The sequence below is a fragment of the Nocardioides psychrotolerans genome, assembly GCF_900113685.1.
GTDB classification, from domain to species: domain Bacteria; phylum Actinomycetota; class Actinomycetes; order Propionibacteriales; family Nocardioidaceae; genus Nocardioides; species Nocardioides psychrotolerans.
Map to the genome: position 1 here is coordinate 18202 of NZ_FOQG01000004.1, position 23235 is coordinate 41436.

A 23235-nucleotide genomic window follows, 5' to 3' on the forward strand; every position below is an offset into this window, starting at 1 on the left:
TTCCGCCGCAGTTTCGGCACTCACGAGTCCACCGACCCCTGGGGAAGCACGAGCGTGAACGTGGAGCCGACTCCGGGCTCACTGATGCATTCGAGGCTGCCCCCGTGCGCCTCGGCGAAGGAACGGGCGTTGGCGAGGCCGAGGCCAGTGCCCACGATGCCGAGCTCGATGGCTGTGGACGCGCGGAAGTACCTGCCGAAGAGCTGCTGGTGCTCCTCGATCGGAATTCCGATGCCCGTGTCCTCGACGGCGATCGCGATATTAGGGCCGCGGACCTCGCACGTCACGTCCACGTGTCCACCGTGGCGACTGTATTTGACGGCGTTCGACAGGAGGTTGTCGAGGGTTTGCAGCACGCGGCGCTCGTCGACGAAAGCTACCGCGGAGTCGGGTCCGTGCCGTGAGATCGTGACCCGACTCGCCCATGCTGCTGGCTGGATCGCCTCCAGAGCGCCTCGGACCGAGGCCACGAGATCGGTCTGACTCCGCTCGAGCCTCAGTTCACCGGTCATGATCTGGGCGGCGCCGAGGAGGTCGTTGATCATCGTCAGCACGCGGTGTGCACTGTTCTCAATCGTCAGGGCCATCCTTCGTGCCTCAGGCGAGAGCCCCTCCTCGCCCAGCAGTTCTGCAAAGCCGAGGATCGAGGTCAGCGGTGTCTTGAGGTCATGGGTCGCCGAGGCGAGGAACATGCTCTTCAGCTCGTCGAGCTCACGCAGCCGTCGGTTCTTGGCAGCGAGTTCGCGCCTCGCTCCGAGCAGATCGCTATTGAGTTCGAGCAGCAGTGCATTCAACTTCTCTCCTGGAGCACGCAACGGCTCCGCCAGCATGAGAACGCCCTTGTCCTGGGCAAGGGCCCAGACTTTGCAGTCGACCATGTCCCCGCTCCGGCGTACGAGCCCCGCCTGCACGGAGTGCCACGACGGCCCGGCCTCCGCGAGGAGGTCGGTCACCACCGGACCATGGGCGGGCACGACGATTTCGTGGATCGACGCGGTCGACCCCAGCAGGCGCTCGAGGGCTCTGTTGGCTTCGAGGATCGTGCCGTCGCGCGCCACCATCGCGGCTGCGACCGCGTCACTGTCGGCCAGGAAACCGTCAAAAGGCGTCATGGCCCCGTCGGCTCCGGGCGCGACCGCCCACCTTGATCGCGTGCGCTCAGTATGCGGCACGGGGATACTCCCACGGGCTATCGAACGCTGGCGGCCTGCCTGGCCCCGCCGGGGTGGGCCTCGAGGTACGCCGATTCGCGCTTTGTTTACCGGAAGCGTGCGTGTCCGGGTATCGGTCGGCGAGGTTTGGTTCCCTGATGTGGGTCTGCTGCATCGACTGGCCACCCACGAGGCACTGCGCCCCGCGGCCTGAACCCCGAAGGACTTCGTCGGTGCCCACTAGCGCCTCACGAGCGATGGCGCGTTCAGGATGCGCTCGAGGCGGGGGATCAGGGTCTTGACCAGGTCCGACTTCTCCAGGTAGCCGTGCGCGCCGGCGTTGAGCGCGCCCTGTCCGGCGGTTGCGACCGGGTAACCGGAGAGCATCACGACTAATGCCTCCGGCGCAGCTTCGCGGATCAGGGGTAGTGCCTGCATGCCGTCCATGACCGGCATCGAGATGTCGAGCAGCACGACGTCAGGCTGACTGGCCCTGGCGACGTCGATGGCCTGGCGTCCGTCAGCGGCCGTGGCGACGACCTTCCAGCCGCCGGGATGCCTGTCGATGACCATGCAGATCAGATCCCGCAGATCATCGGAGTCGTCGACCACCAGCACGTTGAGGTTCTTGGTCATGGCGCGTCAGCTTCGCATCCGGGAGGGGCGTCGCGCACGGCCGTGCCGGGCTGGACCTGGTGGTCCACGGCGAGCTCGCCGATCCAACGTCGCGCCCTGGCGGAGGTGCTGGCGATCGCGCTGCGGGCCTCGGCGTAGCGCTCCAGATCGAAAGCCATCTCCGCGGTCACCAGGCCCTGCACAATGGTGTCGTTCACCTCGCGGGCGACGCGCTGTCGCTCGGCCTGTGCCGCTTCCTCGGCGAACTGTCGCTCGACCTGTTTCTGCAGCGTCAGATCGGTGAAGACCAGGCACCGCACCAGCACGCCGTCCAGGTCGAGGGCGGTGGCGGCGACGAGCGCAGGCACATGACTGCCGTCGGTCGCCGCGATCGTGAGCTCGGCCCGCCTCGTCTCCGTGGCCACGGTCTCGAGGAGGCCGCGGAGAGCGACCTGCTGGTCATCGTCGACGTACTCGGTGATGTCGCGCCCGATCATGCGGTCGCGCTCCATGCCGATGAAGTCGGCCAGCCGTGGGTTGGCGAACAGGATCACCCCACTCTCGGAGACGGTCACAGCGCCTTCTCCCATCCTCTCCACGATCACCCGATAGGGACGGTCTGCGTTCGTGAGGGTGTAGACCTGCTCGTTCTCCGGTGCGCCCAGCACGACCGCGTCGACACCGCCGCTGCTGAGCGCGGTCAGCGCCTCCTGGAGGTAGGCGATCTGTCGAACCAGCTCGCCAAGCTCCTGCTCCGAAGTCTCGGACGACTCCTCTATATCCGTCACGTCCCCCCCTCAGCGATCAGAGGTGATCCATCGAGGTCGATCTGGATGGCACCCAGGTCGAGGGCAGCGCGGACGCGCGCTGTATCAGTGAGGTTGCCCATCAGGCGCCGGAGTGGTCCGGGTGAGCGCTTGACCAGCGTCGGCAGGGACAGAATGTGGTCCTCCGTCACCGGCGGCGGATGCTCGGCTGCATGGATCACCTTGAGGTCCAACCTGCAGGCCATGGGCTCTTGGCCTGGGGACGCAGTTGGAGACCGACGAGCACGCGGTCGGGTGTCGAACAGGTCGCCGATGATCGTGCGCAGTGGCGCGGGGAGCATGCGGACGAGTTTGGGAACGGCAAGAATCTCGTCGCCGCTGGCCAGCGCGGGGTGGATCGGGAGGTCGAACCCGAGGGAGGCCTCGTTCAGTGCAAGGTTGCCCCGAGATTCCTCGAAGGCGATGGTGACCCCGGTGGGCACCTTCTCCTGGCCGCTGAGGACGCGAGGCACCCCGGCCTCGGGCGCCTCGGCTGTCACGCGTTGGTCCACGTCCACATCTGCAGTCTCTCCTACTGACCGTCTCTTCGGGCGGCTTCGCGGAGACTCGGAGTGAGATCCGTGGATGTGCTGGCGGATGCGGGCTGCCCGCCCGCCACCTGAGGAGTCGTCGGGTTGCGCAGGGGCGGTCCAAGCATCCAGGGACGTGGTGTGCGACGGCCCGACCTGAGCGTGGCGCTCTGGCCTCACGACCATGCAACGGACCCGCATCGGATGAGGAGAGAACCCCACAGAGAAGGCCACCGGGAACGCACCCGTGCTCGCCTCATCCGACACACCGCCCGGGAGCTCGTCGACGCCGACGGGGCGACCTTCGTGCTTCGCGACGAGGGCAGTGCCACCACGTCAACGAGGACGCTATCCCCGACATCTACCTCGGCGACCGGATCCGCGCGTCGCCTACCGTCCGATCCTCGTCGAGAGCCTGGTGATGACCCCCATCCGCACGGCGAAACGCCTGGGTCCATCGGGCCCTACTGGGCCTGCGAACGCGTTGCGACGCCCGCAGAGCGCGAGCCCCTGCTGGCACTCGCTGACAGCACCTCGGTCGCCATCGAGAGCATCGGGGTCCGCGACGAGCTGAAGCGACGTGGCGGCCCACGAACGCCCATCTCTTCCTTGATGTCGAAGGACGCGAGGTTGTCCTGGCTGAGGTGGCCGAGCAATTCCGCTCCGCTGTCGATAACGACGACGGCGTTGCCGGGCAGCTAATGCCCGATCTGCGGACACCTGACGTGGTGATGGATCCGCGTCGCGCGTGCGGACAGCCTGCGGTCCGAGATGTCCGGACCGATTCGGTGGCCGCCGGTGGTCGTCGGCTCGAAGGGCATGAGGAGGGTGGGCGGGCGGATGGAGGGTGGACATCCGGCTTCTCGAACCACTGACATGCGAGATGTCGAGGCCTGTCACCGCCCGACTGCGATGACGAGGCACAGGGCCGTGAGTACAGCGGTGAGCGCAGTCGCGCCGATGCGCTCGACCGGGTGTTTTCCGGACAGGTTCCTCAGGGTGTTCAGGGCGAAGAGCGTGGCGGCGGCCCACATCGCCGCGGTCAGGACGCCCTCGGCCGTTGGCCCGCGGCCGATCACCGAACCTGCTGCGAGGACCAGCCAGGCGACACCCGAAAGAGCGAGCGCCGCTACGGCGCTGGTCGCCCGGTATCGGGTGGGCAATCGGCCTTCGCCCTCCACGAACCGGCCGCCGTAACGCCGCCGCCCCCCAGCGAGCGCCCGTTGCCAGCGCCAGCTGAAAGGCGACCACCAAGGCAATCAGACAGACGGCCGCCACGGCGGCGATCTGGACCAATGCGGAAGTGGACATCAGAACGTTCTCTGGTCGCAGCCTCAGCAGTCAGCGCGGGACCTCGATGAGTGAGGCATCACCACCAAGCACGGGATGCTCGGGGTAAGCGTCAGGTAGGCCCCCACCGGCTCGGGGGGGACGAGACACGGCGAACCGTCGTGGCAAGCAGGTGGATGGCATCGCTACTTGACCTCCGCTCGCACCACGACGGCGAGGCCGACGGTCAGCGGGAAGAGCAGCCAGATCACGCTGGCGACTCCCAGGTGTTCCCATTGTTGGATCGTCACTGTCCCGTCGATCAGGGTGCCTTGGGCGTACTTGAAGTCCATCCAGGGCTGGAGGTCGCGGAACCAGGCCTGCGAGCTGGCAAGCAGCACTGAGAGTGTGGGAAGCAGGAACGAGTAGACGAAGTAGCCGACGATGGCTCCGGCCGAGCTCCGGATCACGACGCCGAGCATGAACCCCACCAGCAGACCGAGAACATTGGCCAACACGATGGTGGCCATGTTCGACACCGTCAGGTCCCAGACAGGCTCGATCCCCGCGATGGTCGTTCCCACCACATTGCCGAGTGCCCCGACCGCGAAGGCGAGCAGGATGGTGGCGATCGCGACGCCGACGCACGCAACCGCCTTGGCTGCGATGACGCGGGAGCGGTCTGGCACGAGGGTGAACGTGGTGAGCCCGCTGCGCTGGCTCCACTCGCTGGTCACCGACAAGATCGCGATGATCGGGAGGACGACGGTGATCGGATAGCCGATCGCGGTCGCGAACGCGCTGTAGGTCATGCCGGCGTCGGAGGAGAACGCGATGACTGCCGCGCTGGCGAGCAGCGCCAGGATGCCGATGCTCGCCATCAGCCAGAACCCGGACCGGGTGTCGAACATCTTGCGCAGCTCGGTGGTGATGATGCGGCTCATGGGGATGGCTCGGTGGGTGGTCACCGAACCTGTAGTCCCCCTGGCAACGGGTGCGGGGGTGGTGTCGAGGGTGGTCATGCCACTGCTCCTTCAGGCTGGCTGTCGCTGGTGGTGTCGCGTTGGGTCTGGGCGGTGAGCTCGAGGAACATCTCCTCCAGGCCGGTGCCGTCGGCCGGCCTGAGCTCGAGCAGAGGCGCGCCGGCGGCGAAGGCGATCTTCCCAACCTTCGCGGTGTCGGCGTGGGCGAGAAGCCCATCTGTGCCGACGGGCGTAGAGGTGACGCCTGAGTCGAGCAGTGCCTGGGCGACGACGTCGCGGTCGAGGGCACGGAGCATGGACCCTGCGGAGCGAAGCAGGTCGCTCTTGGCTCCTTGGGCCACGATGCGGCCGTTGTCGATGACCACGAGGTCGTCAGCGATGACCTCGATCTCATGGAGCAGGTGGGAGGAGAGCAGGACGGTGCCACCGCGGTCGGCGAAGTCGCGCAGTAGTCCCCGCATCCAGCGGATCCCGGCCGGGTCGAGCCCGTTGGCCGGTTCGTCGAGGATCAGCACTCCCGGTTCGCCGATCAGCGCGGTCGCGATGCCGAGGCGTTGTCGCATCCCCAGGGAGTAGTCGCGGACCCGCCGGGACGCCTCCTGCGGCGTGAGGCTGACCAGAGCGAGCATCTCCTCGACGCGGCTGCGCGGAAGACCCATGAACCGCCGGGCGATGGTCAGGATCTCACGCCCGGTGCGACCGGTGTGCTGGGCTGACGCGTCGAGCAGGACGCCGACCACGAGTCCCGGGTTGGGTAGGTCGACGTACCTGCGGCCGGCAACGGTGGCGGTTCCCGACGTGGGCTGGGTGAGCCCGACGATGATCCGCATGGTGGTGGACTTCCCGGCGCCGTTGGGGCCGAGGAACCCGGTCACGCGACCAGGCTGGGCGGTGAAGCTGACGTCGTCGACGGCGGTGAAGTCGCCGTAGGTCCTGGACACGGATTCGATGGTGATCATGAGCTGAGGTCCTTGGGATCGGGTGATGCGGAGGCGGTCGGGCCCTGGTGGGCCTAGCAGCGTGGAGGGTCGGCGTCGATGGCGTTGACCGAGAGGAGGGTGGCGCCGAGGTCGCGCACCTTGGCGAGCAGGCCGTGCAGCTCGGCCTGGTCGGTCACGGGGCCGCGCAGGATGGTGGTGCCGTCGTCGGCGTGGGTGAGGCTCAGGCCGCCGAACCAGGTCGACCAGTGCTCGTCGAGATGCCCGTCGATGCGGAGTTCGTAGTGGCCGGTTGGCTGTGGTGCGGGTCGTGCGTTCATCGCAAGCCGGCCAGGGCTGCGCGGGTGCGAGTGCTGCGGGTCCGCCGGGTGGAGGGGCGGCGGATGAACCATTCCGCGACGGCGAGGTTGATCGCCCAGCCGGCTCCCATCATGAGGTCGGTGCGGACGACGCCGGCACCGAAGAGGGCTTCGCCGAACCCGACGGTGAGTGCCTGGGTGCCGGCGCCGAGTGCCAGGGCGTAGGCGCGGGTCATCCAGGTGCGGTGCCGGTCGATGTCGCGTCGCCGGATGGCGGCGAGGCCGAGAATGATGCTGAGGGCCATCCCGGACCCGAAGAGCAGCCGGAACACGTGCAGGAGGTCGCCGGTGCCTTCTTTGCGGGGGAAGATCAGTGTCATCCACAGGGCCGAGAGCGCCACCGCGAGTCCGAGCACGACGAGGAGTCGTCCGGTCCGGCGGTGCCACCCGGGGTGACGTCGGCGGATGCCGGCGGAGAACTGGAACGCGCCGAGGAGGGCGTAGCCGATGGCTGCTGCGACGTGTACGACGACCGGGGCCGGTGAGGCTGCGAAGCGGGCATCGGTCGGGATGAGCTCGGGCCCGCCACGGATCTCGACGAGCCGGGCGGTGCCGGCCAGGACGGGGATCGCGGCCAGCGCGACCAGGCCGACCGGCACCCACCGGCCGGTGCGCCGGGTCATTCGGCACCTGCCGCGGTGAGATGCGGGGCGTCGACAGCGGTCGGCTGTGCCGTGGTGTCGGTGCGCGTGGTGCGCGTGGTGAGCCAGAGCGAGTAGCCGAGGGCAACCATGGCGATGCCGTTGGGGAAGGCCAGCAACCGGTAGAAGGCGTCCGGCATCAGGGTCAGCGCGGCACTGACGAGGCCACCGACGGCGAGGAGCACGGACGCCCAGCGGGCGAGGACGCGTGCCCGGTAGAGCGCGATGCCGAAGATGAGGCCGCCGGCCAGGTAGGTGATGCCGGAGACCGGGAGGACGTACTGCAGCCGCCCGATGTCGCCGATGACCTTGCCTTCGGTGGCCGAGACGAGGACATCGTTGACGTAGGAGGGGTCTGTCCCGGCGATGGAGGGCAGGACGGACGCCGCGACGAAGGAGGTGCCCATGATGATGAGGTAGCAGGTGCTGAGCAGCAGGTACCCGACCAGTCCCAGCACGCCGGACTGCTTCACCTGGTGCAGGTACATGCCGGTGATGCCGACCAGGGCAAGGACGGCCATGAGCACCTTCAGGGAGCTGCGGATGGCCACTTCGGTCGTGGTGATGGAACTGGCGTCGAGGTGCGGGTGGTTGATCTGGACGCCGATGAAGATGAGCCCGGCGGCAGCGGCGGCGACGCCGGCCGCCCGGGTGAGGGTGGTGGGCGTGATGGTCATGTCTGGTTCCTGTCCTGGTTGCCCTGTGACGAGCGCCGCGGGGATGACTGGAACCTAGGAGCCGAGAGGGTGACCTGGCCTCACCACATGATGTGACTGACGTGGTGACGGCGGAGCCTGATCGATCCTTGATCACCGCCGCGAGCACGCCCGAGAAGGTGGGCCTGATGCTCAGCGGTTCCCAGAGCCGGACAGCAGGCCGAGCTGGTGTGCCTTGCTGATGGCCGCGCGCCGGCTGTTCACGCCGAGCTTGGTGTAGATGTGCTTGGTGTGGGTCCGGACCGTGTTGAGGGACACGAACAGCGTGCGCGCGATGGCAGGACCGTCAAGATCTGAGCCGAGGAGCCGCAGCACATCCAGCTCGCGTTCGCTCAACGGGTCCACCAGCCCCAACCCCCGCCTCGACCCCGGTGCCGGTCCCGGGCCGACCTCGTCGGCTGCCTCGGTGGCGGCGCTGCCGGTCGCGGTCACCGCCGTGAGCAGTTCCCAGAGGTAGCCCGACGGTGGCTGGCTCGGCGCGAGCTCAGCCAGCAGGTCGGTCAAGGCGGGGGCCGCGTCGACAAAGATCCGGACCCAGCCCTCCGTTTGTGCGAGCTCGACAGCGTGCCCCAGCGCCTCGAGCGCCTCGTCCCTTGCGCCACCCGCGAGGGCGACGGCCCGGAGCACCTCCAGCTCGATCACCGAGCCGATGCGCTCACCGTTCTGGGCTGCCGCCAGCAGACGATCCAGCAGTCGAGCGGCGTCATGCAGCGACTGCGAGGTCCCCGTGGCCGCGTGCTCCGCGAGCAGGATCCTGGCGAGGGTGATGTGCTCGTACTCGCGCATGTAGGAGAGCTCGTCGTCTGGTGTGACCTGGTGGTGGCGGGCCCAGGCGCGTGCCTCGGCGATGTCGCCGTGAGCGGCCAGCACGCGTGCGCGGGTCGCGTGGACTGGTTGGACGTTCGGCGAGAAGTCGCCCACGTACAACCGCTCGGCTTCATCGAGAAGCTCCAGTGCAGTGGACAGGTCGCCCTCGGCGGCCCGTAGCCGTGCCATCCCGACCCGCCAACGGTACGGGTTCTGCGCCAGTGAAGCGGCCTCCCCGAGCTCATCGGAGCGGCGCAGGTAGTCGGCCGCTGCCGCCAGGTCGTTGCGGCACCAGGCCATGCGGCTCAGCCCGACGAGCATGTCGGCGGTGCCTCGCGTGACCTCCGACCCGGTCGGGGTGCTCGCCGCCGCCAGCTCCAGGGCACGGGCGACGGTGCGGTCGGCCTCGCGCAGACGGCCCAGTCGGAGCTCCATGTCGGCCATTGCGATCGAGCAGCCCAGCACATCCGCGATGTGCCCAGCGCGAGTCAGCGCGGTGATGGCGGTGTTGTAGCTGGCGTGAGCCGAGACAATATTTCCGGTGGTCCAGGACGCCAGACCGGACAGCGCTGCCGAGCCACCGATGACCAGGTCGTCGCCGCCGGCCACGGCTGCCTCGACGGCATGCTGTGCGCGCGTGATGGCACCGGCAGGGTCGCCGCCGAGGAGCGCGAGTGCGGCCCGGTACATGTTGACGGTCGCGGGTACGCGTGAGAGCTCGTCGCGGTCCGCGACCACCAGGTCCGCCGCCGACCTCGCCAACAGCTGCTCGACGTGATCGAGGCGCAGGTCCACGCCGTCGACCTCATTGCTGGCCATCAGGCCGCCGATGAGCGCGATCCCAAGCACGGGGCGGTCGCGGACAACATCGTCGGGCAGCTCGTGGGCCCATCGACGGAGGAGGTCCTCGCGGCGCTCACGACCCAGCGCCCGGAAGTTCAGCTCGACGAGGTCAGCTGCCCGCTCCGTGTCCCCGGCGGCCAGCGCATGCCGGACCGCGGCTTCGGTCTGCCCTGCCTCGGCATACCAGCCGGCGGCTCGCCGATGGAGGCCTGAGACATCATCCGGTCGTTCGTCGAGCAGGTGGGCGTGCAGGACGTCTCCGAAGAGGTGGTGGTAGCGGTACCAGCTCCGGTGGTCGTCGAGCGGAACCAGGAACAGGTTCGCTCTGTCCAGAGCCTCGAGCATCGCTCTGCCACTCTGGCCGCCAGCGCGCTCGGGCAGGGGGCTGACCGCGTCGCATAGCGACCCGGTGAGCCGATCGAGGATCGAGGTGTCGAGCAGGAAGCGGCGTACGCCGTCGGGCTGCCGACTGAGGACCTCCTCGACGAGGTAGTCGACGACGAATCGGTCGTCGCCAGCGAACCCGGCGATGAAGCTGGTGCGGTCTTCGCGGTCGCGGTCGCGTAGCGATAGCGCCGCCAGCTGGAGGGCGGCGACCCACCCCTCCGTATGGGCCTCGAGTGCTGCGAGGTCGGCGGTCGTGAGGTCGAGGCCGTTGAGGTCGTTGAGGTAGCTGGACACCTCCTCGCGGGTGAAGCGAAGGTCGCTCGCGCGGATCTCGACGAGTTCGCCACGAGCCCTCAGTCGCGAGAGTGGCAGCGCAGGATCGGCCCGGGTGCCGAGGACGAGCCGGAGCTGTGGCGGCAGGTGGTCGATGAGGAACGCCATCCCGGTCGCGACCTCGACACCATCAGCGAGGTGGTAGTCGTCGAGGACGACCGTGACCTCACCCGGATGCACGCTCAGCTCGTTCACCACGCCGGCGAGCACGGTCTCCACCGTCGCCTGTCCGGACTGGAGGAGGGTGAGCGCTCCAGCGCCGGAACCCGGAACGGCCCGGTCGAGGGCCATGAGGACGTAGGTCCAGAACGACGTCGCCTCGCGGTCACGCTCATCCAGGGACACCCAGGCGACGAGACGGTCGTCATGGGCGGCCGGGGCAGTGGCGAACCATGAGGCCAGCAAAGTCGTCTTGCCGAACCCCGCGGGCGCCGATACCAGCGTGACGGGGCCTTGCGAGCCGCGGAGCAACAGCTCGGCCAGCCGAGGGCGCGGCACGACGTCGCGACGCGGTCTGGGCAGGAGAAGCTTGGTCTCCACCACAGGGTCGACCATCAGTGCACCGACTCGGAAGTCCCAGGCTGTTCGTTGGTGTGCATCCGCTCCCCGGGGCGGCCGAAGATGCTGAGCACCTCGGCGGGACCTTCACCGGTGCTGCCGAACCAGTGCGGAACCATGGTGTCGAACTCGGCTGCTTCACCGATGCCCAGGACAACGTCCTGGTCCCCGATCACGAGCCGCATCCGACCCGACAGCACGTAAAGCCACTCGAACCCGTCGTGTGCGCGCGGATTCGGTTCCGACTGGGACGTCGGGATCACGATCTTCCACGCCTGGATGCCACCGGGCCGAGTCAAGGGCAACACGGTGCGCCCGTTGACCCGCCGCGGCTTCAAGCGGATACGTGGGTCGCCGACCTCCGGCGCACCGACGAGGTCGTCGATGGGCACCCGGTACGTCTGCGCGAGCGGCAGGAGCAGCTCCAGGCCCGGTCGCCGCTGCCCGTTCTCCAGCCGCGACAACGTGCTCTTGGAGATGCCCGTCAGGCGCGCGACCTCGGTGAGGGTGACGCCGCGCTGCTCGCGCACCCGCCGCAGTCGCGGACCGACCAGGTCGAGGGCCGCCGCAATCGGGTTGCCTGGGTCCGCGGCGGCAGGAACGTCGGCGCTCGGGGTGCTCGGGGTGCTGGGAAGCGCGGCCATGTCTCTATTGCACCGTGCGGTTCCCAGGTTCAGCAACAACCGTTGTCGCGAACGTCTTGCGGGGTCACTCTCTTCGTATGAACGAATACGACGTGGTGGTGGTCGGCGGAGGCGCCGCCGGCCTCTCAGCTGCCCTGGTCCTCACCCGCGCCCGCCGCCACGTCGCCGTGGTCGACTCCGGTCAGCCGCGCAACGCCCCTGCGGCACACATGCAGGGGTTCCTCGGTTCCGACGGCCTCCCGCCCACCGAGCTGCTGGCTGCTGGACGCTCGGAGGTCGCCGGATACGGAGGTCATCTTCTGTCCGGGACCGTCGCCAGCATCACCCGATGCACTCAGACCGGCGCACATGCCCGGCAAGGATTCGACGTCGCCCTCGAGGACGGCTCCACGTTGCGCACTCGTCGCGTCCTGGTGACGACCGGGCTGCGCGACGAGGTCCCGGACCTCCCCGGCGTCCGTGAGCGGTGGGGCCGCGACCTGCTCCACTGCCCGTACTGCCACGGCTACGAGGTCCGCGATCAGCCTCTCGGCGTCCTCGGCGGTGCCCCCGACGAGATCCATGTGGCCATCGCGCACGCGCACCTGATCCGTCAGTGGTCCGACGACGTCGTGTTCTTCACCAACGGCGCCGCCTTGACCGCCAGCCAGCGCGAGCAGCTCGTCGCCCGCGCCATCGGGGTCGTCGACGAACGCGTCACCCGGTTGGTGGTCGAGAACGACGAGCTGAGCGGGGTCGAGCTCGACTCCGGCCGCGTCGTACGGCGAGCCGCCGTGTTCGTGCGACCCCACTTCGTCCCCAACGACGACCTGCTGGCGCGCCTGGGGTGCGCCAACCACGACACCGGCTGGGTAGCCGTCGACGCCGTCGGACGTACGAGTGTGCCCGGCGTCTGGGCTGCCGGGAATGCCGTCAACCCGCGCGCCCAGGTCATCACTGCCGCCGGTGAAGGCTCCGGAGCAGCGATCGCGATCAACAACGACCTGGTCGAGGAGGACCTGCCGATCGCGGTGGTGAACTTCCGCCTCGGCCTCCCGCTCTCACCCTCAGCGACCTAGCAGCCGCCACCCACTCACCACCGCACCTGCGGCGGCACACCGGGCCGCCCCACTACCGCCCGAGCGGCCTTCCGGTCGCGCCCACATCACACCAAACGAGGAGCATCGCCATGTCCACCCCACAGACTCACCACCGCGCCAGTCCGGTCCCGCCGCCCACCAAGCACCAGCTCGCGCTGATGATCTGGGTCGCCGTCTTCCCGACCCTGACGGTGCTCAACCTGCTGCTCGGCGACTCTCTTGCCGACCTGCCGAGCGTGCTCCGCACGTTCGTCCTGGCCACCGTCGCGGTTCCGATCGTGATCTACGGCCTGATGCCGCGCCTGCACAAGTTTCGGGCTCACATCCTCATGCGCCGCGCCACCGCCTGATCCGTTCCGCCTGTCCACCGCGAGACGCGGCCGGGGCGGGTGCCCTCAGGGTCAGCCGCCAACGAGGATCACCACCCGTCCCACCGGTTGCCCCGAGGCCAGATACCGCAGCGCCTCGGGCGCCTCGGCCAGAGGGAAGGTTCGATCGATCGCCACTCGGAGCTGGCCGGTCTCCAGGAACTGGGTCAGTGTGGTCATCAGTCGACGCTTGTCCGGTGACGCGAACGAGCCACCCCGCAGCTCGGGGGTCACTGCCGATCGCGTCACCAACCCCAACATTCGCGGGATGCTGCCGAGCCAGTGGTGCCCGGTGGCGCCGAATGCGTCGTGCCCGATCAGGACGTAGCGACCGTGCGGGTCCAGTGACCGTCGTATCTCCTGGAAGGAGTGGTTGCCGGGCACGTCGACGATGAGGTCCCACTGCTCGCCGCCGCGGGTGAAGTCCTCGCACGTGTAGTCGATGATCCGGTCCGCTCCCAGCGAGCGGACGAGTGCAAGCTTGCGCCGGTGGTCGACCCCGGTGACCTCCGCGCCGTAGGCCTTGGCGAGTTGCACTGCGAACGCACCTACGCCGCCGGCGGCACCGTTGATCAGCACCCGAGAACCGGTCGGTACTCGGGCCTGCGGGAGGTTGTTGAGCGCGATCAGGCCGGCGGTGGGCACCGCCGCTGCTTCCTCGAAGCTGACCGTAGGTGGCTTGAGTGCGGCTCCCTCCTCGGGCACCGTGGCGTACTCGGCGAACGCGCCGCCGTTGCGCCACTGGACGCCCCGGATGGTCTCACCGAAAACTTCGTCCCCGGGTCGGAACCGGGTCACCGCACGGCCCACCGACTCCACCACCCCGGCGACGTCGGTGCCGGGCACTCGGTCCTTGGGTCGCCGTACCCCGGAGCCCATCAGGCGGAGCACCGCTGGCTGGCCGGTCACGACGTGCCACACGTCGGGATGCACTGACGCTGCCCGGACCCGAACCAACACCTCGTCCTCAGCGGGCTCCGGGCGTGGGACCTCACCGAGTCGGAGGTCGTCGACGTTGCCATAGCGGTCCTGAACGATCGCTCTCATCCCCGGACCGTACTGCGATCGAACCTGCGCAGGTCTACGATCCCGGCCATTTGACCGGCGCGCTGCAGCCCGGTGATTCCTAGCGTGAGTGTCCCGACGGGTCTCAGTCACCGCCCTCACTCACCGAAGGACAATGTCATGAAGAACTCGACCTCAGACGGATCCATCACGAAGCTTGCTCCGGCCCCCTACGAGCGGGCCGAGGACCGGCAGTCGCTGCTCAGTCGAAGGCCGAGCGGACACCTTGGTCGGGTTGCCGCCGGCTCGATGGCAACCGGGCTCGTCACGGCCCTGCTCCTCGTCGCCGCCCCGTTCGTCCGGGCTGAGGTCGACACCGTGACGGGTGCCGTCATGTGCGGATTCGCCCTGGGCTGGGCGATGCTGGCCGTGCTCTCGACGCGGCTCACCGATCAGCCCCAGCGATGGGCCTTGGCTCCCGCAGCTTTCATGGCGTTCGGTGGTCTTCTGCTGGTGGGGTTCGCCTCCTCGTTGCCCCAGGTGTTCGATGGGGCTTGGCCCCCCGCCTTGCTTGCGTTGGTGATCTGGATGATCATCCGCTCCCGGCGGCAGCTTCGTAGCCGAAGCGCACGCTGCCTCATCTACCCCGTCTTCGCGGTGTTGGCACTTTCTTCCGTTGGCGGCGGCTACGAGACCGTGAGTGGAGCGGCGGATGCACAGGACTACCCGATGCCGGGTGAGCTGGTCGACGTCGGCGGACACAGCCTGCACCTGAACTGCACCGGCTCAGGTAGCCCCACAGTCGTGCTCGAAGCGGGTGGTGGCGAGATGTCGTCGTCCTTCGGGTGGATAGCACCGGACGTGTCCCGCGCCACCCGGGTCTGCGTCTACGACCGCGCAGGTCACGGCTGGAGCGAGCCCGCCGACACGCCCCAGGACGGCGCGCAGGTGGCGACCGACCTCCACATCCTGCTGGATCGCGCACAGGTTCCGAGGCCCTACGTGATCGCGGGCCATTCCTTCGGCGGCCTCTACGTGCTCGCCTTCGCCGACCGCTATCCCGACGACGTCGCCGGCATGGTGCTGGTGGACTCCACCCTACCGAAATCTGCTGCGGACCCGACGGCCACACCCGACGACGAGGCCTCCTACGACGGCGTGGCCCGTGTGTCTGCGCTGGTCGCAACCACCGCCCGACTCGGACTGGGGCGGCTCATCGGCCTCGCCGACTTCGGCAGCCTCCCGCCCCGGTCACGCGACGAGCTGCGCGCCACCACGGCCACCGATGACCACGTCCGCGCCACGGTCGAGGAGTACCTCACCGCGACGGCCTCGATGGGCCAAGCCGCCGCCCTCGATGACTTCGGCGACAAGCCGTTGGTCGTCCTGACCGCCGGAAGCGGCAGTGATGCGTACTGGATCGCGGCGCACGATGACCTGGCCGGGTTGTCGTCCAACAGCGATCACCGCACCATCGACGGCGCCACCCACTCGATGCTGATCCATGACGAGGACGACGCCCGTGCCACCACCCGAGCAATCCTCGACGTCGTCTCATCGGTCCGGGACGCAGTGCCACTGACGCAGTGATCCGTGGCGGGCCGCATGGAGAATCTCCACCCAGTTCTGCCGGATCGCCGTCACACGCTCCCGCGCGTCGTACCGTGAGGTCGTGCTGCATGGCCGGGACCGCGAGACAGCAGAGCTGGTGGCGATGCTCGATGCGGCACGCGCCGGACTGGCCTCACGCATGCTCATCAGCGCAGGCGCCGGCGTCGGCAAGTCCGCACTCCTGGAGGCGATGGCGGCGCAGGCTCACGGCGCGACGGTCCTGCGCACGGCCGGCCTGGAGTCCGAGTCGCCCCTGGCGTTCGCAGCCCTGCACCGGCTGCTGCGTCCGGTCATGGACCGGGCGACGTCACTGCCTGAGCCGCAGGCTCGTGCCCTCCACGTCGCCTTCGGTCAGGACGACGGAGACCGGATCGACCCGTTCCTGGTCGCACTGGCGACGCTGTCGCTCCTGACAGAGGTGGCCGAGGCAGGTCCCGTGCTGTGCCTGATCGACGACGCGCACTGGCTCGACGTCGCCTCGAGCGAGGCCCTGCTGTTCGCCGCGCGACGCCTGCTCGCGGAACCCGTGGTGATCGTCTTCGCCGCTCGCGACGACGACCCCCGCAGCTTCGCCCCGACCGATGTGCCCCTGATGCGTCTCCAGGGATTGTCCGGCCCAGCGTCTGGTGCGCTCCTTCGCGAACGAGCGGACCACGACCTGTCGGACCAGGTCGTCCACCAACTCGCTGCCCGCACCGGCGGCAACCCGCTGGCCCTGATGGAGCTACCCGGTCGGCTCAACACCGCGCAGCTGGAAGGAACAGCTGCACTGCCCGACGAGCTACCCCTCTCGGACCGCGTCGAACGTGCCTTCCTGGACCGGTGCCGCCGGCTCTCGGAAACGGGACAGACCCTGATGCTCCTGGCGGCAGCCGACGACACCGGACGGCTGTCGGTGCTCCTGCGCGCGGGCGAGGCGCTGGGCGTGCCCCCCGCGACTGTCCACGAGGTCGAGCCGACCCAACTCCTGGAAGTGGACGGCGACTCGGTTCGCGTGCGGCACCCCCTGGTTAGGTCGGCGGTCTACCAGGCGGCGACCGGCTCGGAACGGCGCCACGTGCACGCTGCGCTGGCTGACGCGCTGACCGCCTCCGTGGATCGTGACCGGCGTACGTGGCACCGGGCAGCCGCGTGCGACGGACCCGACGAGGGCGTTGCCGCGGAGCTCGAGGCTGCAGGTAGCCGCGCCGAACGACGTGGAGGGCACTACTCGGCTTCGGAGGCCTACCAGCGGGCCGCCCGGCTCACCTCGCGCGACGAGCTGCGCGCCAGGCGCCTGTTCTCCGCGGCGCGCACCTCTTACGCCGCGGGAACGATCGACCGAGCGGGCGCGCTGCTCGACGAGGTGAGGCTGATCGCAGACGACCCTCTGGTGCGTGCCGACATCGACCGGCTGCGTGGCCGGATCCAGGTCGTGCTCGGCTCCGCTGCGGACGCCCACAGCATGTTCATCCGGGCCGCTCGTGGCGTCGCCGAGCAGGATCAGGAACGCGCCGTCGAGATGGCAGCCCTGGCCGGAGTGCTGCGCAGCCACGGCGCCGACAGCGGTTCGACCCTTCCGGCCGGGGTCGTGGTGACGGGTGTCACCGCGTCGGACTCGGTCCGCATCCAGTGCCTGAAGCTGCTGCTCCAGAGCACCACGCTGGACGCCGAGCGGGACTGGGGTGGGGCGCTCAAGGTGCTGCGGACTGCGCTGACTATCGGCTTGGACACGGAGGACCGTGACGTCTGGGCGAACCTGGCCAACATCGCCCTCCACCTCGGCGATGACGCGGCTCACCGCCGCTACTTCAGTGCCATGCTGTCGGCCGCGCGCGCCGACGGTGCGGTGATGGAGGTCCTCTACGCCCTGCACCGTGTGTGCCTCAGCGAATTCGCGGCGGGCGACTGGTCGGCGGTACGCCGTTCGGCAGATGACGCCATGGCTCTGGCGCGGAGCATCGGGCAACCGGCCTTGACCACCACTCCGCTGGCCTGGCTCACCCTGCTGGCCGCCCTCGGAGGGGCGGAGGACTACGACGCCCTGTTGAACGAGACCGAGGAGGCTCTCGCGCAGCGTCGGCTGGGGATCATGGAGCGCCCGGTCGCGGACCTGCTCCACTGGGCCAAGGGCACCCGGGCCCAGCACGCGGGTGCCGCGTCCGAGTCCTCCCACCACTTCGACCAGATGCGAGTGCCGGTGCTGACCCGCCTCGCGGCCTCTGCCCGGATCTCCGCCGCCGTGCAGGCCAAGGAACACAGCCTCGCTTCTGACTGGACCTCGGAGATCGAGGCGTTCGCCGTCGCCACGGCGCTGCCGTGGGCGTTGGCCGTGGCCGAGCACGGACGTGCTCTCCTCGCCGGCGCGGACGATGTGCCCGGTCTCTACGAGCGTGCGCTCATCCACCACGCGCAGGCCGGACGCCGCTACGAGGAGGCCTGCACCCAGCTGGCGTACGGGGAGCACCTGCGCCGCGCTGGCCGTCGCGTGGAAGCGCGCAGACACCTCACCAAGGCGCTCGAAACGTTCCGGGACCTGCGCGCCGAGCCCCTGGTGGCGCGGGCCACCCGCGAGCTGCGTGCCTCCGGTGCGACCGCCCGCCAACGAAACCCCTCGACGCTGGTCGCGCTCACGCCTACCGAGCTTCACATCGCCCAGCTTGTCAGCCACGGGATGTCGAACAAGGACGTCGCTGCGCAGTGCTGGATCTCCCCCCGCACGGTCGCCTTCCACCTCCGCAACGTCTTCACCAAGACCGGCGTCACCTCCCGTGGGGAACTCGCGCAGCTCGACCTCGGCTGAGCCCATCCCGGCAGTTTGACCGGGGCGACGTCGCCGCTTCCCGAGCAAGGTGAGTGGTGACGGCACGACGTGCCGGACGGAAGCGGACCCGATGTCCCGCCTCTCCCGATGGGGACCTCCCGTGAACGACCGACGCACCGACCTGGGAACGATCACCTGGGTCCAGCAAACCTCCGGCTGGCTCTCACCCGCCGAACGACGCTCCCTGCTCTGGCCGCTGGCACGCGCCCACGCCCGCAACACGATCGGTCGGTTCTCCACCGCGGTGCGCCTCAACTCCGGACGACACGCCTACATCCCCGCACTCCGGCTGGTGCCTCCCAACACGGTGCTCACCCGGGCCGCCGAGGACCTGGCCCGCAACGTGATGCCTTCCGCCTTGGTCAACCACAGCCACCGCACCTACACGTTCGGCCGCGCGCTGGGCGAGCTCGAAGACGTCGACGTCGACGACGAGCTCCTGTTCGCCGCCGCGATGCTGCACGACACCGGCCTGATCAAGCCGACCGGAGACGCCGACTTCACCCTCACCAGCGCCCGCATCGCCCGTGACGTCGCCGAACAGGTGGGCCTGTCCACCACCGCAAGCACGACCATTCAGACCGCCATCACCCTGCACCACAGCCCCGGGGTCACGCTGAGCGCCGGACCTGTCGCCTACCTGCTCTCCGCAGGGGCTGGCCTCGACGTCGTCGGTCTCCGGTCCTGGGAGCTCCCCGCCGACACCCTGACCGACGCCGTCAACGCCTACCCGCGCGAGAACTTCAAGCGGGTCTTCGCCACCGCGTTCGCCCAGGAAGCCGCCCGCGTGCCGCAGGGCCGCACCAACGTCCTCCACCGCTACGGCGCCTTCACCGCCGCGATCCGCTTCGCACCCTTCAGCTCCTGACCCACCCCGCGCCACACCCACGTCGTCGAACCCCGGCGTCCCGCCCTCACCACCATTTCCGACCCCACCCTGGGAGTTCCCATGTCACACCCACCGCACCTCACCGCAACCCACGAACACGCGACCGAGACGCCTCGTCGCTCCTGGTCTGTCCTGGCCATGGCCCTGGCCGCCCAGGTCCTCGTCGTTCTCGACATCTCGGTCGTCAACACCGCCCTGCCCACCATCGGCACCGAGCTGCATCTGGCCAGCACCGACCTGGCCTGGATGGTCACCGCCTACCTACTCTTCTCCGGGGGCGGCCTACTGCTCGGCGGCCGCATCGCCGACCTCCTGCCGAAACGACGCATCTTCATGCTCGGCATGACCGTGTTCACCGGCGCCTCGCTCCTGAGCGGCTTCGCCTCCAGCGGTGGCGAGCTCATCGCCGGCCGGGCGACGCAAGGCGCCGGCGCGGCACTGATGACACCGGCCGCGCTCGCGATCATCATGACCACCTACGCCGGCGCGCAGCGTGCACGCGGCCTGGCCCTGTGGGGTGCCATCGGTGGCCTCGGCATCGCCGCCGGTGTCACCATCGGCGGAGCCCTGACCACGTGGGCTGGATGGCAGGCCATCTTCTGGGTCAACGTCCCCATCGGGATCATCACCCTCGTCACCGCCATGCGGATCCTGCCCAAGATGAAGGCCGAACGCGTCAGCCTGGGCCGCTTCGACGTCGCCGGAGCCGCCACCGTCGTCACCGGCCTGGCCACCCTCATGTATGCCCTGTCCGGCACCGAGACCCATGGCTGGACCTCGACGCGCACCCTCCTCACCCTCGGCGTCTCAGCTGTTCTGCTCGCGGCCTTCATGGCGATCGAGTGCCGGGTCGCCCAGCCGCTGGTCCACCCGCACACCTGGAAGATCTCCTCGCTGGTCTCCTCCACGGCCGTGATGCTCGGCGTCACCGGCCTCGTGGTGGGCACCGTCTTCCTCACGTCGATCTTCTTCCAGACCACGCTGGGCTACGCGGCCCTCACAGCAGGGCTCGCGGTCCTGCCGCTGGCGCTCGCCCTGGTCGTGGGCACCCACGTCGCCGGCATCATCAGCAACCACCTCGCGGCTCGGGGTGTCGCCTCGTCCGGCCTCGTCGTGGCCGCAGTCGGCGCGTTGCTGCTCTCACGTGCCGATGAAGCTGCCAGCTATGCCGTTGACCTGCTGCCAGGCCTGCTCATCATCGGCATCGGGACCGGCATGGTGTTCGTCGCGGTCTCGGGCGCCGCGATGGGCGGCATCCCGGACGAGCACGCAGGCATGGCTGCAGGATTTCTGATGACCGGCCACGAGGTCGGAGCCGCCCTCGGCGTCGCCGTGCTGTCCGCCGTGGCCGCCGCGGCCGGTCCGCTGAGCACCGCAGCCGGGGCTGCGGCTGCGTTCGAGCGGGGCTTCGTCGCCGCGGTCGTCGTTGCCGTAGGCTTCGCCGCGCTGGCCGCCCTGTGCATGCCAGCCACCCGAAGCGCAGGCGGTCACCTGCACATGCACTGACCGACAGGCCTGAAGCGACATCGTTGCTCGACAGCCATGGGCGCCACAAGCGCATGCACGGCTCGGCCACACCCCTGGTGGCGGTAATCTTGCGATCGCCCTGAGTTGGGGATGCGTTCCTGTGGTGATGGAGATGCCGGTGGCGATCGAGTTCGTGATCGACGACGTGGCCGGGCCCGACCACGTCGAGGTGCTCAGCGAGGCGTTGCACGCGCGTGCGGAGCGCAGTCTTCGCGAGCGCACGGTCTGGCTCGACACTCATGACTGGCGGCTGTTCGGGGCCGGCCTGCTGTTGGAGCACCAGGTCCTCGCCGGGGGTTCGTGGCTGGTGCTGCGTGGTCTCGACGGAGACAGGATCGCCCGGCAGGCCGCCGCCCGGGCGACCGTCACCGCCGACACACTGCAGGAGGGCGCAATCGGTCACCGGGTGCGCGACCTGATCGGCCTCCGCGCGCTGCTGCCGCGTGCCTCCGTCACCCGGCCAGCGCAGGTGCTCCTGGTGTTGGACGGGGAGCAGAAGACCGTGGCCCGGGTGGTGCTGGAAGGCCCGGCGACGGTGAAGGACGGGACCCCTCTCGGCCTGCGGGCGCGCCTCGAGCCGTTGCGCGGCTACGACAAGGCCGCCCGCCGGGTCGAGAAGCGGCTGGCGGCGATCCCCGGGTTGTCACCGGCGGAATCGTTCTACGGGGCGGTATTCGCCGCCCGAGGACTCGACCCTCGCGGCTACCGCTCGAAGCCCGACCTTCACTTCGACCCGGAGCAGCCGGCCGGCGAGGCGTTTGCCAGCACCTTTGCCCAGCTCCTGGCGATCCTGCGCGACAACCTCGACGGCACGAGACGCGAGCTCGACAGCGAGTTCCTCCACGACTTTCGCGTCACTGTGCGGCGCAGCCGCGCTCTGGTGAAGCTCGCCGGAGATGTGCTCGACGACAACGTCCGCGCCCGGTACGCCGCGGAGTTGAGATGGCTCGGCGACCGCACCTCGCTGAGCCGCGACCTCGACGTTCATCTGCTTGGATTCGACCAGATGGCAGGCCAGCTCCCGGCCCCGGAGGTGCTCGACCCGTTCCGTGACCAGCTGAGGCGAGAGGCTCGAACGGCGCACGCGGCGCTGAACCGGGCGCTGCGCTCGCCGCGGTTCGCCGACCTGCTCGAGGGCTGGGAGCGCGACCTGACGATGCCGCGCCCCGGCCCGGCTACCTCGCTGGCGGTGGCCGACGTCGCTGATCGACTACTGTCCCGGTCCTGGAAGCGGGTGCACAAGCGTGGCCGCGCGATCACCGTCGACTCTTCGCCCGAGGCGCTGCACGACCTGCGCAAACGGTGCAAGGAGTTGCGCTATCTGCTGGAGCTGTTCTCCAGTCTCTACAAGACGAAGGTGCACCGCGAGCTGGTGCGCGAGCTGAAGCGGCTCCAGGACAACCTCGGGGAATTCCAGGACAGCGAGGCACAGCGGTTCACGGTCGCCGAGCACGCCGCCGAGCTCGCCCGCAACAGGACGGCCGCCGCCACCCTGATGGGCTTGGGCCGGCTCGAGCAGCAGCTGGAGACCCGGCAGGACGCCGCACGACGTGAGTTCGCCGACCGCTGGGAGCGTTTCGACCGCAGGGACAACGAGCGGCTCTACGCCGAGATGGTGGCGGCCCGATGAAGATCCTGGCGTCGTACAGCATCAAGGGCGGGGTCGGGAAGACCACCGCCGCGGTCAACCTAGCCTGGCTCGCCGCGAACGAGGGGCGCCGGGTGTTGCTGTGGGACCTCGACCCGCAGGGCGGGGCGACGTTCCTCCTCCGGATCCGACCTAGGGTCAAGGGCGGCGGCGAGGCGCTGGTCACGGGCCGCCGCGAGTTGAGGGACGCGGTCAAGGCCAGCGACTATGAGCACCTCGACGTGCTGCCGGCCGACTTCTCCTATCGCAACCTCGACCTGCTCCTCGACGCCCAGAAGAAGCCGACCCAGCGTCTCGGGCGGCTGCTGGACGATCTGGCCGAGGAGTACGACGTCGTCGTCCTGGACTGCGCTCCGAGCGTGTCGCTGGTTTCGGAGAGCATCGTGCGGGCCGCGGACCTGGTGCTCGCGCCGGTGCTTCCCGCACCGTTATCGGTGCGCACCCTCGACCAGCTGCGCTTGTTCATCGACGCGACCCGCGGGCCGGCGCCGGAGCTGCTGGCGTTCCTCTCCATGGTGGACCGGCGCCGCCGTATGCATCGCGAGCTGGCCGCCGAGCTGCCCATGCAGCACAGCGACGTCTCCGCGACCACGGTGCCAGTCGCGTCGGCCGTGGAGCAGATGGGCGTGAGGCGCGCGCCGATCGTCGACTGGGCCCCGAGCAGCCCGGCCGCACGGTCCTTCCAAGCACTGTGGAGCGAGGTCGCCGCACGCTGGACTTGACCG

The 23235-nt window shown here is 69.3% G+C and carries 21 protein-coding genes; 8 read left to right on the forward strand and 13 right to left on the reverse strand.

What is annotated here, in order from left to right; genetic code table 11:
* Window positions 1-20 precede the first annotated feature (20 nt).
* The 12 genes from BM204_RS06090 to BM204_RS06155 form a co-directional block, all read right to left on the reverse strand.
* Window positions 21-1112: a sensor histidine kinase gene (locus BM204_RS06090; protein WP_091111292.1), complete on the reverse strand. Its 1092-nt coding sequence runs from the start codon at window positions 1110-1112 to the stop codon at window positions 21-23.
* A 279-nt stretch (window positions 1113-1391) separates the two neighbouring features.
* On the reverse strand, window positions 1392-1787 hold the full coding sequence (locus BM204_RS06095) for a response regulator transcription factor (protein WP_091111294.1): 396 nt from the start codon (window positions 1785-1787) through the stop codon (window positions 1392-1394).
* Window positions 1784-2554: a PAS domain S-box protein gene (locus BM204_RS06100; protein WP_091111295.1), complete on the reverse strand. Its 771-nt coding sequence runs from the start codon at window positions 2552-2554 to the stop codon at window positions 1784-1786. Before BM204_RS06100 ends, BM204_RS06095 begins: the two co-directional genes overlap by 4 nt.
* Window positions 2551-3072, reverse strand: a complete 522-nt coding sequence (locus BM204_RS22925; protein ID WP_218153742.1) for a circadian clock KaiB family protein — start codon at window positions 3070-3072, stop codon at window positions 2551-2553. Before BM204_RS22925 ends, BM204_RS06100 begins: the two co-directional genes overlap by 4 nt.
* A 926-nt stretch (window positions 3073-3998) precedes the next feature.
* Window positions 3999-4283 (reverse strand): hypothetical protein, encoded by a 285-nt coding sequence (locus tag BM204_RS22160; RefSeq protein ID WP_143099668.1) that lies wholly within the window; start codon window positions 4281-4283, stop codon window positions 3999-4001.
* A gap of 294 nt (window positions 4284-4577) precedes the next feature.
* Complete coding sequence (locus BM204_RS06125; RefSeq protein ID WP_091111303.1) at window positions 4578-5393, reverse strand: ABC transporter permease; 816 nt, start codon at window positions 5391-5393, stop codon at window positions 4578-4580.
* Entirely contained in the window at window positions 5390-6313 is a 924-nt protein-coding gene (locus BM204_RS06130) for an ABC transporter ATP-binding protein (RefSeq protein ID WP_091111304.1), read from the reverse strand. The genes BM204_RS06125 and BM204_RS06130 overlap by 4 nt, the downstream gene beginning before the upstream one ends.
* 53 nt (window positions 6314-6366) lie before the next feature.
* Window positions 6367-6612 (reverse strand): DUF8691 family protein, encoded by a 246-nt coding sequence (locus BM204_RS06135; RefSeq protein ID WP_091111306.1) that lies wholly within the window; start codon window positions 6610-6612, stop codon window positions 6367-6369.
* Window positions 6609-7274, reverse strand: a complete 666-nt coding sequence (locus BM204_RS06140) for a DUF2306 domain-containing protein (RefSeq protein WP_091111308.1) — start codon at window positions 7272-7274, stop codon at window positions 6609-6611. The genes BM204_RS06135 and BM204_RS06140 overlap by 4 nt, the downstream gene beginning before the upstream one ends.
* Window positions 7271-7969, reverse strand: a complete 699-nt coding sequence (locus BM204_RS06145) for a hypothetical protein (protein WP_091111309.1) — start codon at window positions 7967-7969, stop codon at window positions 7271-7273. Before BM204_RS06145 ends, BM204_RS06140 begins: the two co-directional genes overlap by 4 nt.
* 171 nt (window positions 7970-8140) lie before the next feature.
* The gene (locus BM204_RS06150; protein WP_091111311.1) at window positions 8141-10933 is read right to left on the reverse strand and encodes a winged helix-turn-helix domain-containing protein; all 2793 of its coding nucleotides are present in this window, start codon (window positions 10931-10933) and stop codon (window positions 8141-8143) included.
* The gene (locus BM204_RS06155; protein WP_091111312.1) at window positions 10933-11580 is read right to left on the reverse strand and encodes a helix-turn-helix domain-containing protein; all 648 of its coding nucleotides are present in this window, start codon (window positions 11578-11580) and stop codon (window positions 10933-10935) included. The genes BM204_RS06150 and BM204_RS06155 overlap by 1 nt, the downstream gene beginning before the upstream one ends.
* Window positions 11581-11657: 77 nt before the next feature.
* Between BM204_RS06155 and BM204_RS06160 the strand changes: the two genes are divergently transcribed.
* Both BM204_RS06160 and BM204_RS06165 read left to right on the forward strand, forming a co-directional pair.
* The gene (locus BM204_RS06160) at window positions 11658-12638 is read left to right on the forward strand and encodes an NAD(P)/FAD-dependent oxidoreductase (protein WP_091111314.1); all 981 of its coding nucleotides are present in this window, start codon (window positions 11658-11660) and stop codon (window positions 12636-12638) included.
* 110 nt (window positions 12639-12748) lie between these two features.
* On the forward strand, window positions 12749-13009 hold the full coding sequence (locus BM204_RS06165) for a putative antibiotic biosynthesis monooxygenase (RefSeq protein WP_091111315.1): 261 nt from the start codon (window positions 12749-12751) through the stop codon (window positions 13007-13009).
* Window positions 13010-13060: 51 nt separating this feature from the next.
* On the opposite strand, the gene BM204_RS06170 is transcribed toward BM204_RS06165, so the two are convergent.
* Window positions 13061-14074 carry an NAD(P)-dependent alcohol dehydrogenase gene (locus tag BM204_RS06170; RefSeq protein ID WP_091111317.1) on the reverse strand — a complete coding sequence of 338 codons (1014 nt, stop codon included), beginning with the start codon at window positions 14072-14074 and terminating at the stop codon, window positions 13061-13063.
* A 378-nt stretch (window positions 14075-14452) separates the two neighbouring features.
* Between BM204_RS06170 and BM204_RS06175 the strand changes: the two genes are divergently transcribed.
* The 6 genes from BM204_RS06175 to BM204_RS06200 all read left to right on the forward strand — a co-directional run bounded on the left by BM204_RS06175 (window position 14453) and on the right by BM204_RS06200 (window position 23232).
* Window positions 14453-15622 carry an alpha/beta fold hydrolase gene (locus tag BM204_RS06175; RefSeq protein ID WP_218031278.1) on the forward strand — a complete coding sequence of 390 codons (1170 nt, stop codon included), beginning with the start codon at window positions 14453-14455 and terminating at the stop codon, window positions 15620-15622.
* Window positions 15623-15704: 82 nt separating this feature from the next.
* Window positions 15705-18425 (forward strand): helix-turn-helix transcriptional regulator, encoded by a 2721-nt coding sequence (locus tag BM204_RS06180; RefSeq protein WP_091111320.1) that lies wholly within the window; start codon window positions 15705-15707, stop codon window positions 18423-18425.
* A gap of 121 nt (window positions 18426-18546) precedes the next feature.
* Window positions 18547-19314 (forward strand): HD domain-containing protein, encoded by a 768-nt coding sequence (locus tag BM204_RS06185; protein WP_170259219.1) that lies wholly within the window; start codon window positions 18547-18549, stop codon window positions 19312-19314.
* An 81-nt stretch (window positions 19315-19395) separates the two neighbouring features.
* Window positions 19396-20841 carry an MFS transporter gene (locus BM204_RS06190; protein ID WP_091111323.1) on the forward strand — a complete coding sequence of 482 codons (1446 nt, stop codon included), beginning with the start codon at window positions 19396-19398 and terminating at the stop codon, window positions 20839-20841.
* 139 nt (window positions 20842-20980) lie between these two features.
* Window positions 20981-22492, forward strand: coding sequence for a CHAD domain-containing protein (locus BM204_RS06195; RefSeq protein WP_170259218.1), 1512 nt, complete (start codon window positions 20981-20983; stop codon window positions 22490-22492).
* The gene (locus BM204_RS06200; protein WP_091111326.1) at window positions 22489-23232 is read left to right on the forward strand and encodes a ParA family protein; all 744 of its coding nucleotides are present in this window, start codon (window positions 22489-22491) and stop codon (window positions 23230-23232) included. Before BM204_RS06195 ends, BM204_RS06200 begins: the two co-directional genes overlap by 4 nt.
* The last annotated feature ends 3 nt before the right edge of the window (window positions 23233-23235 follow it).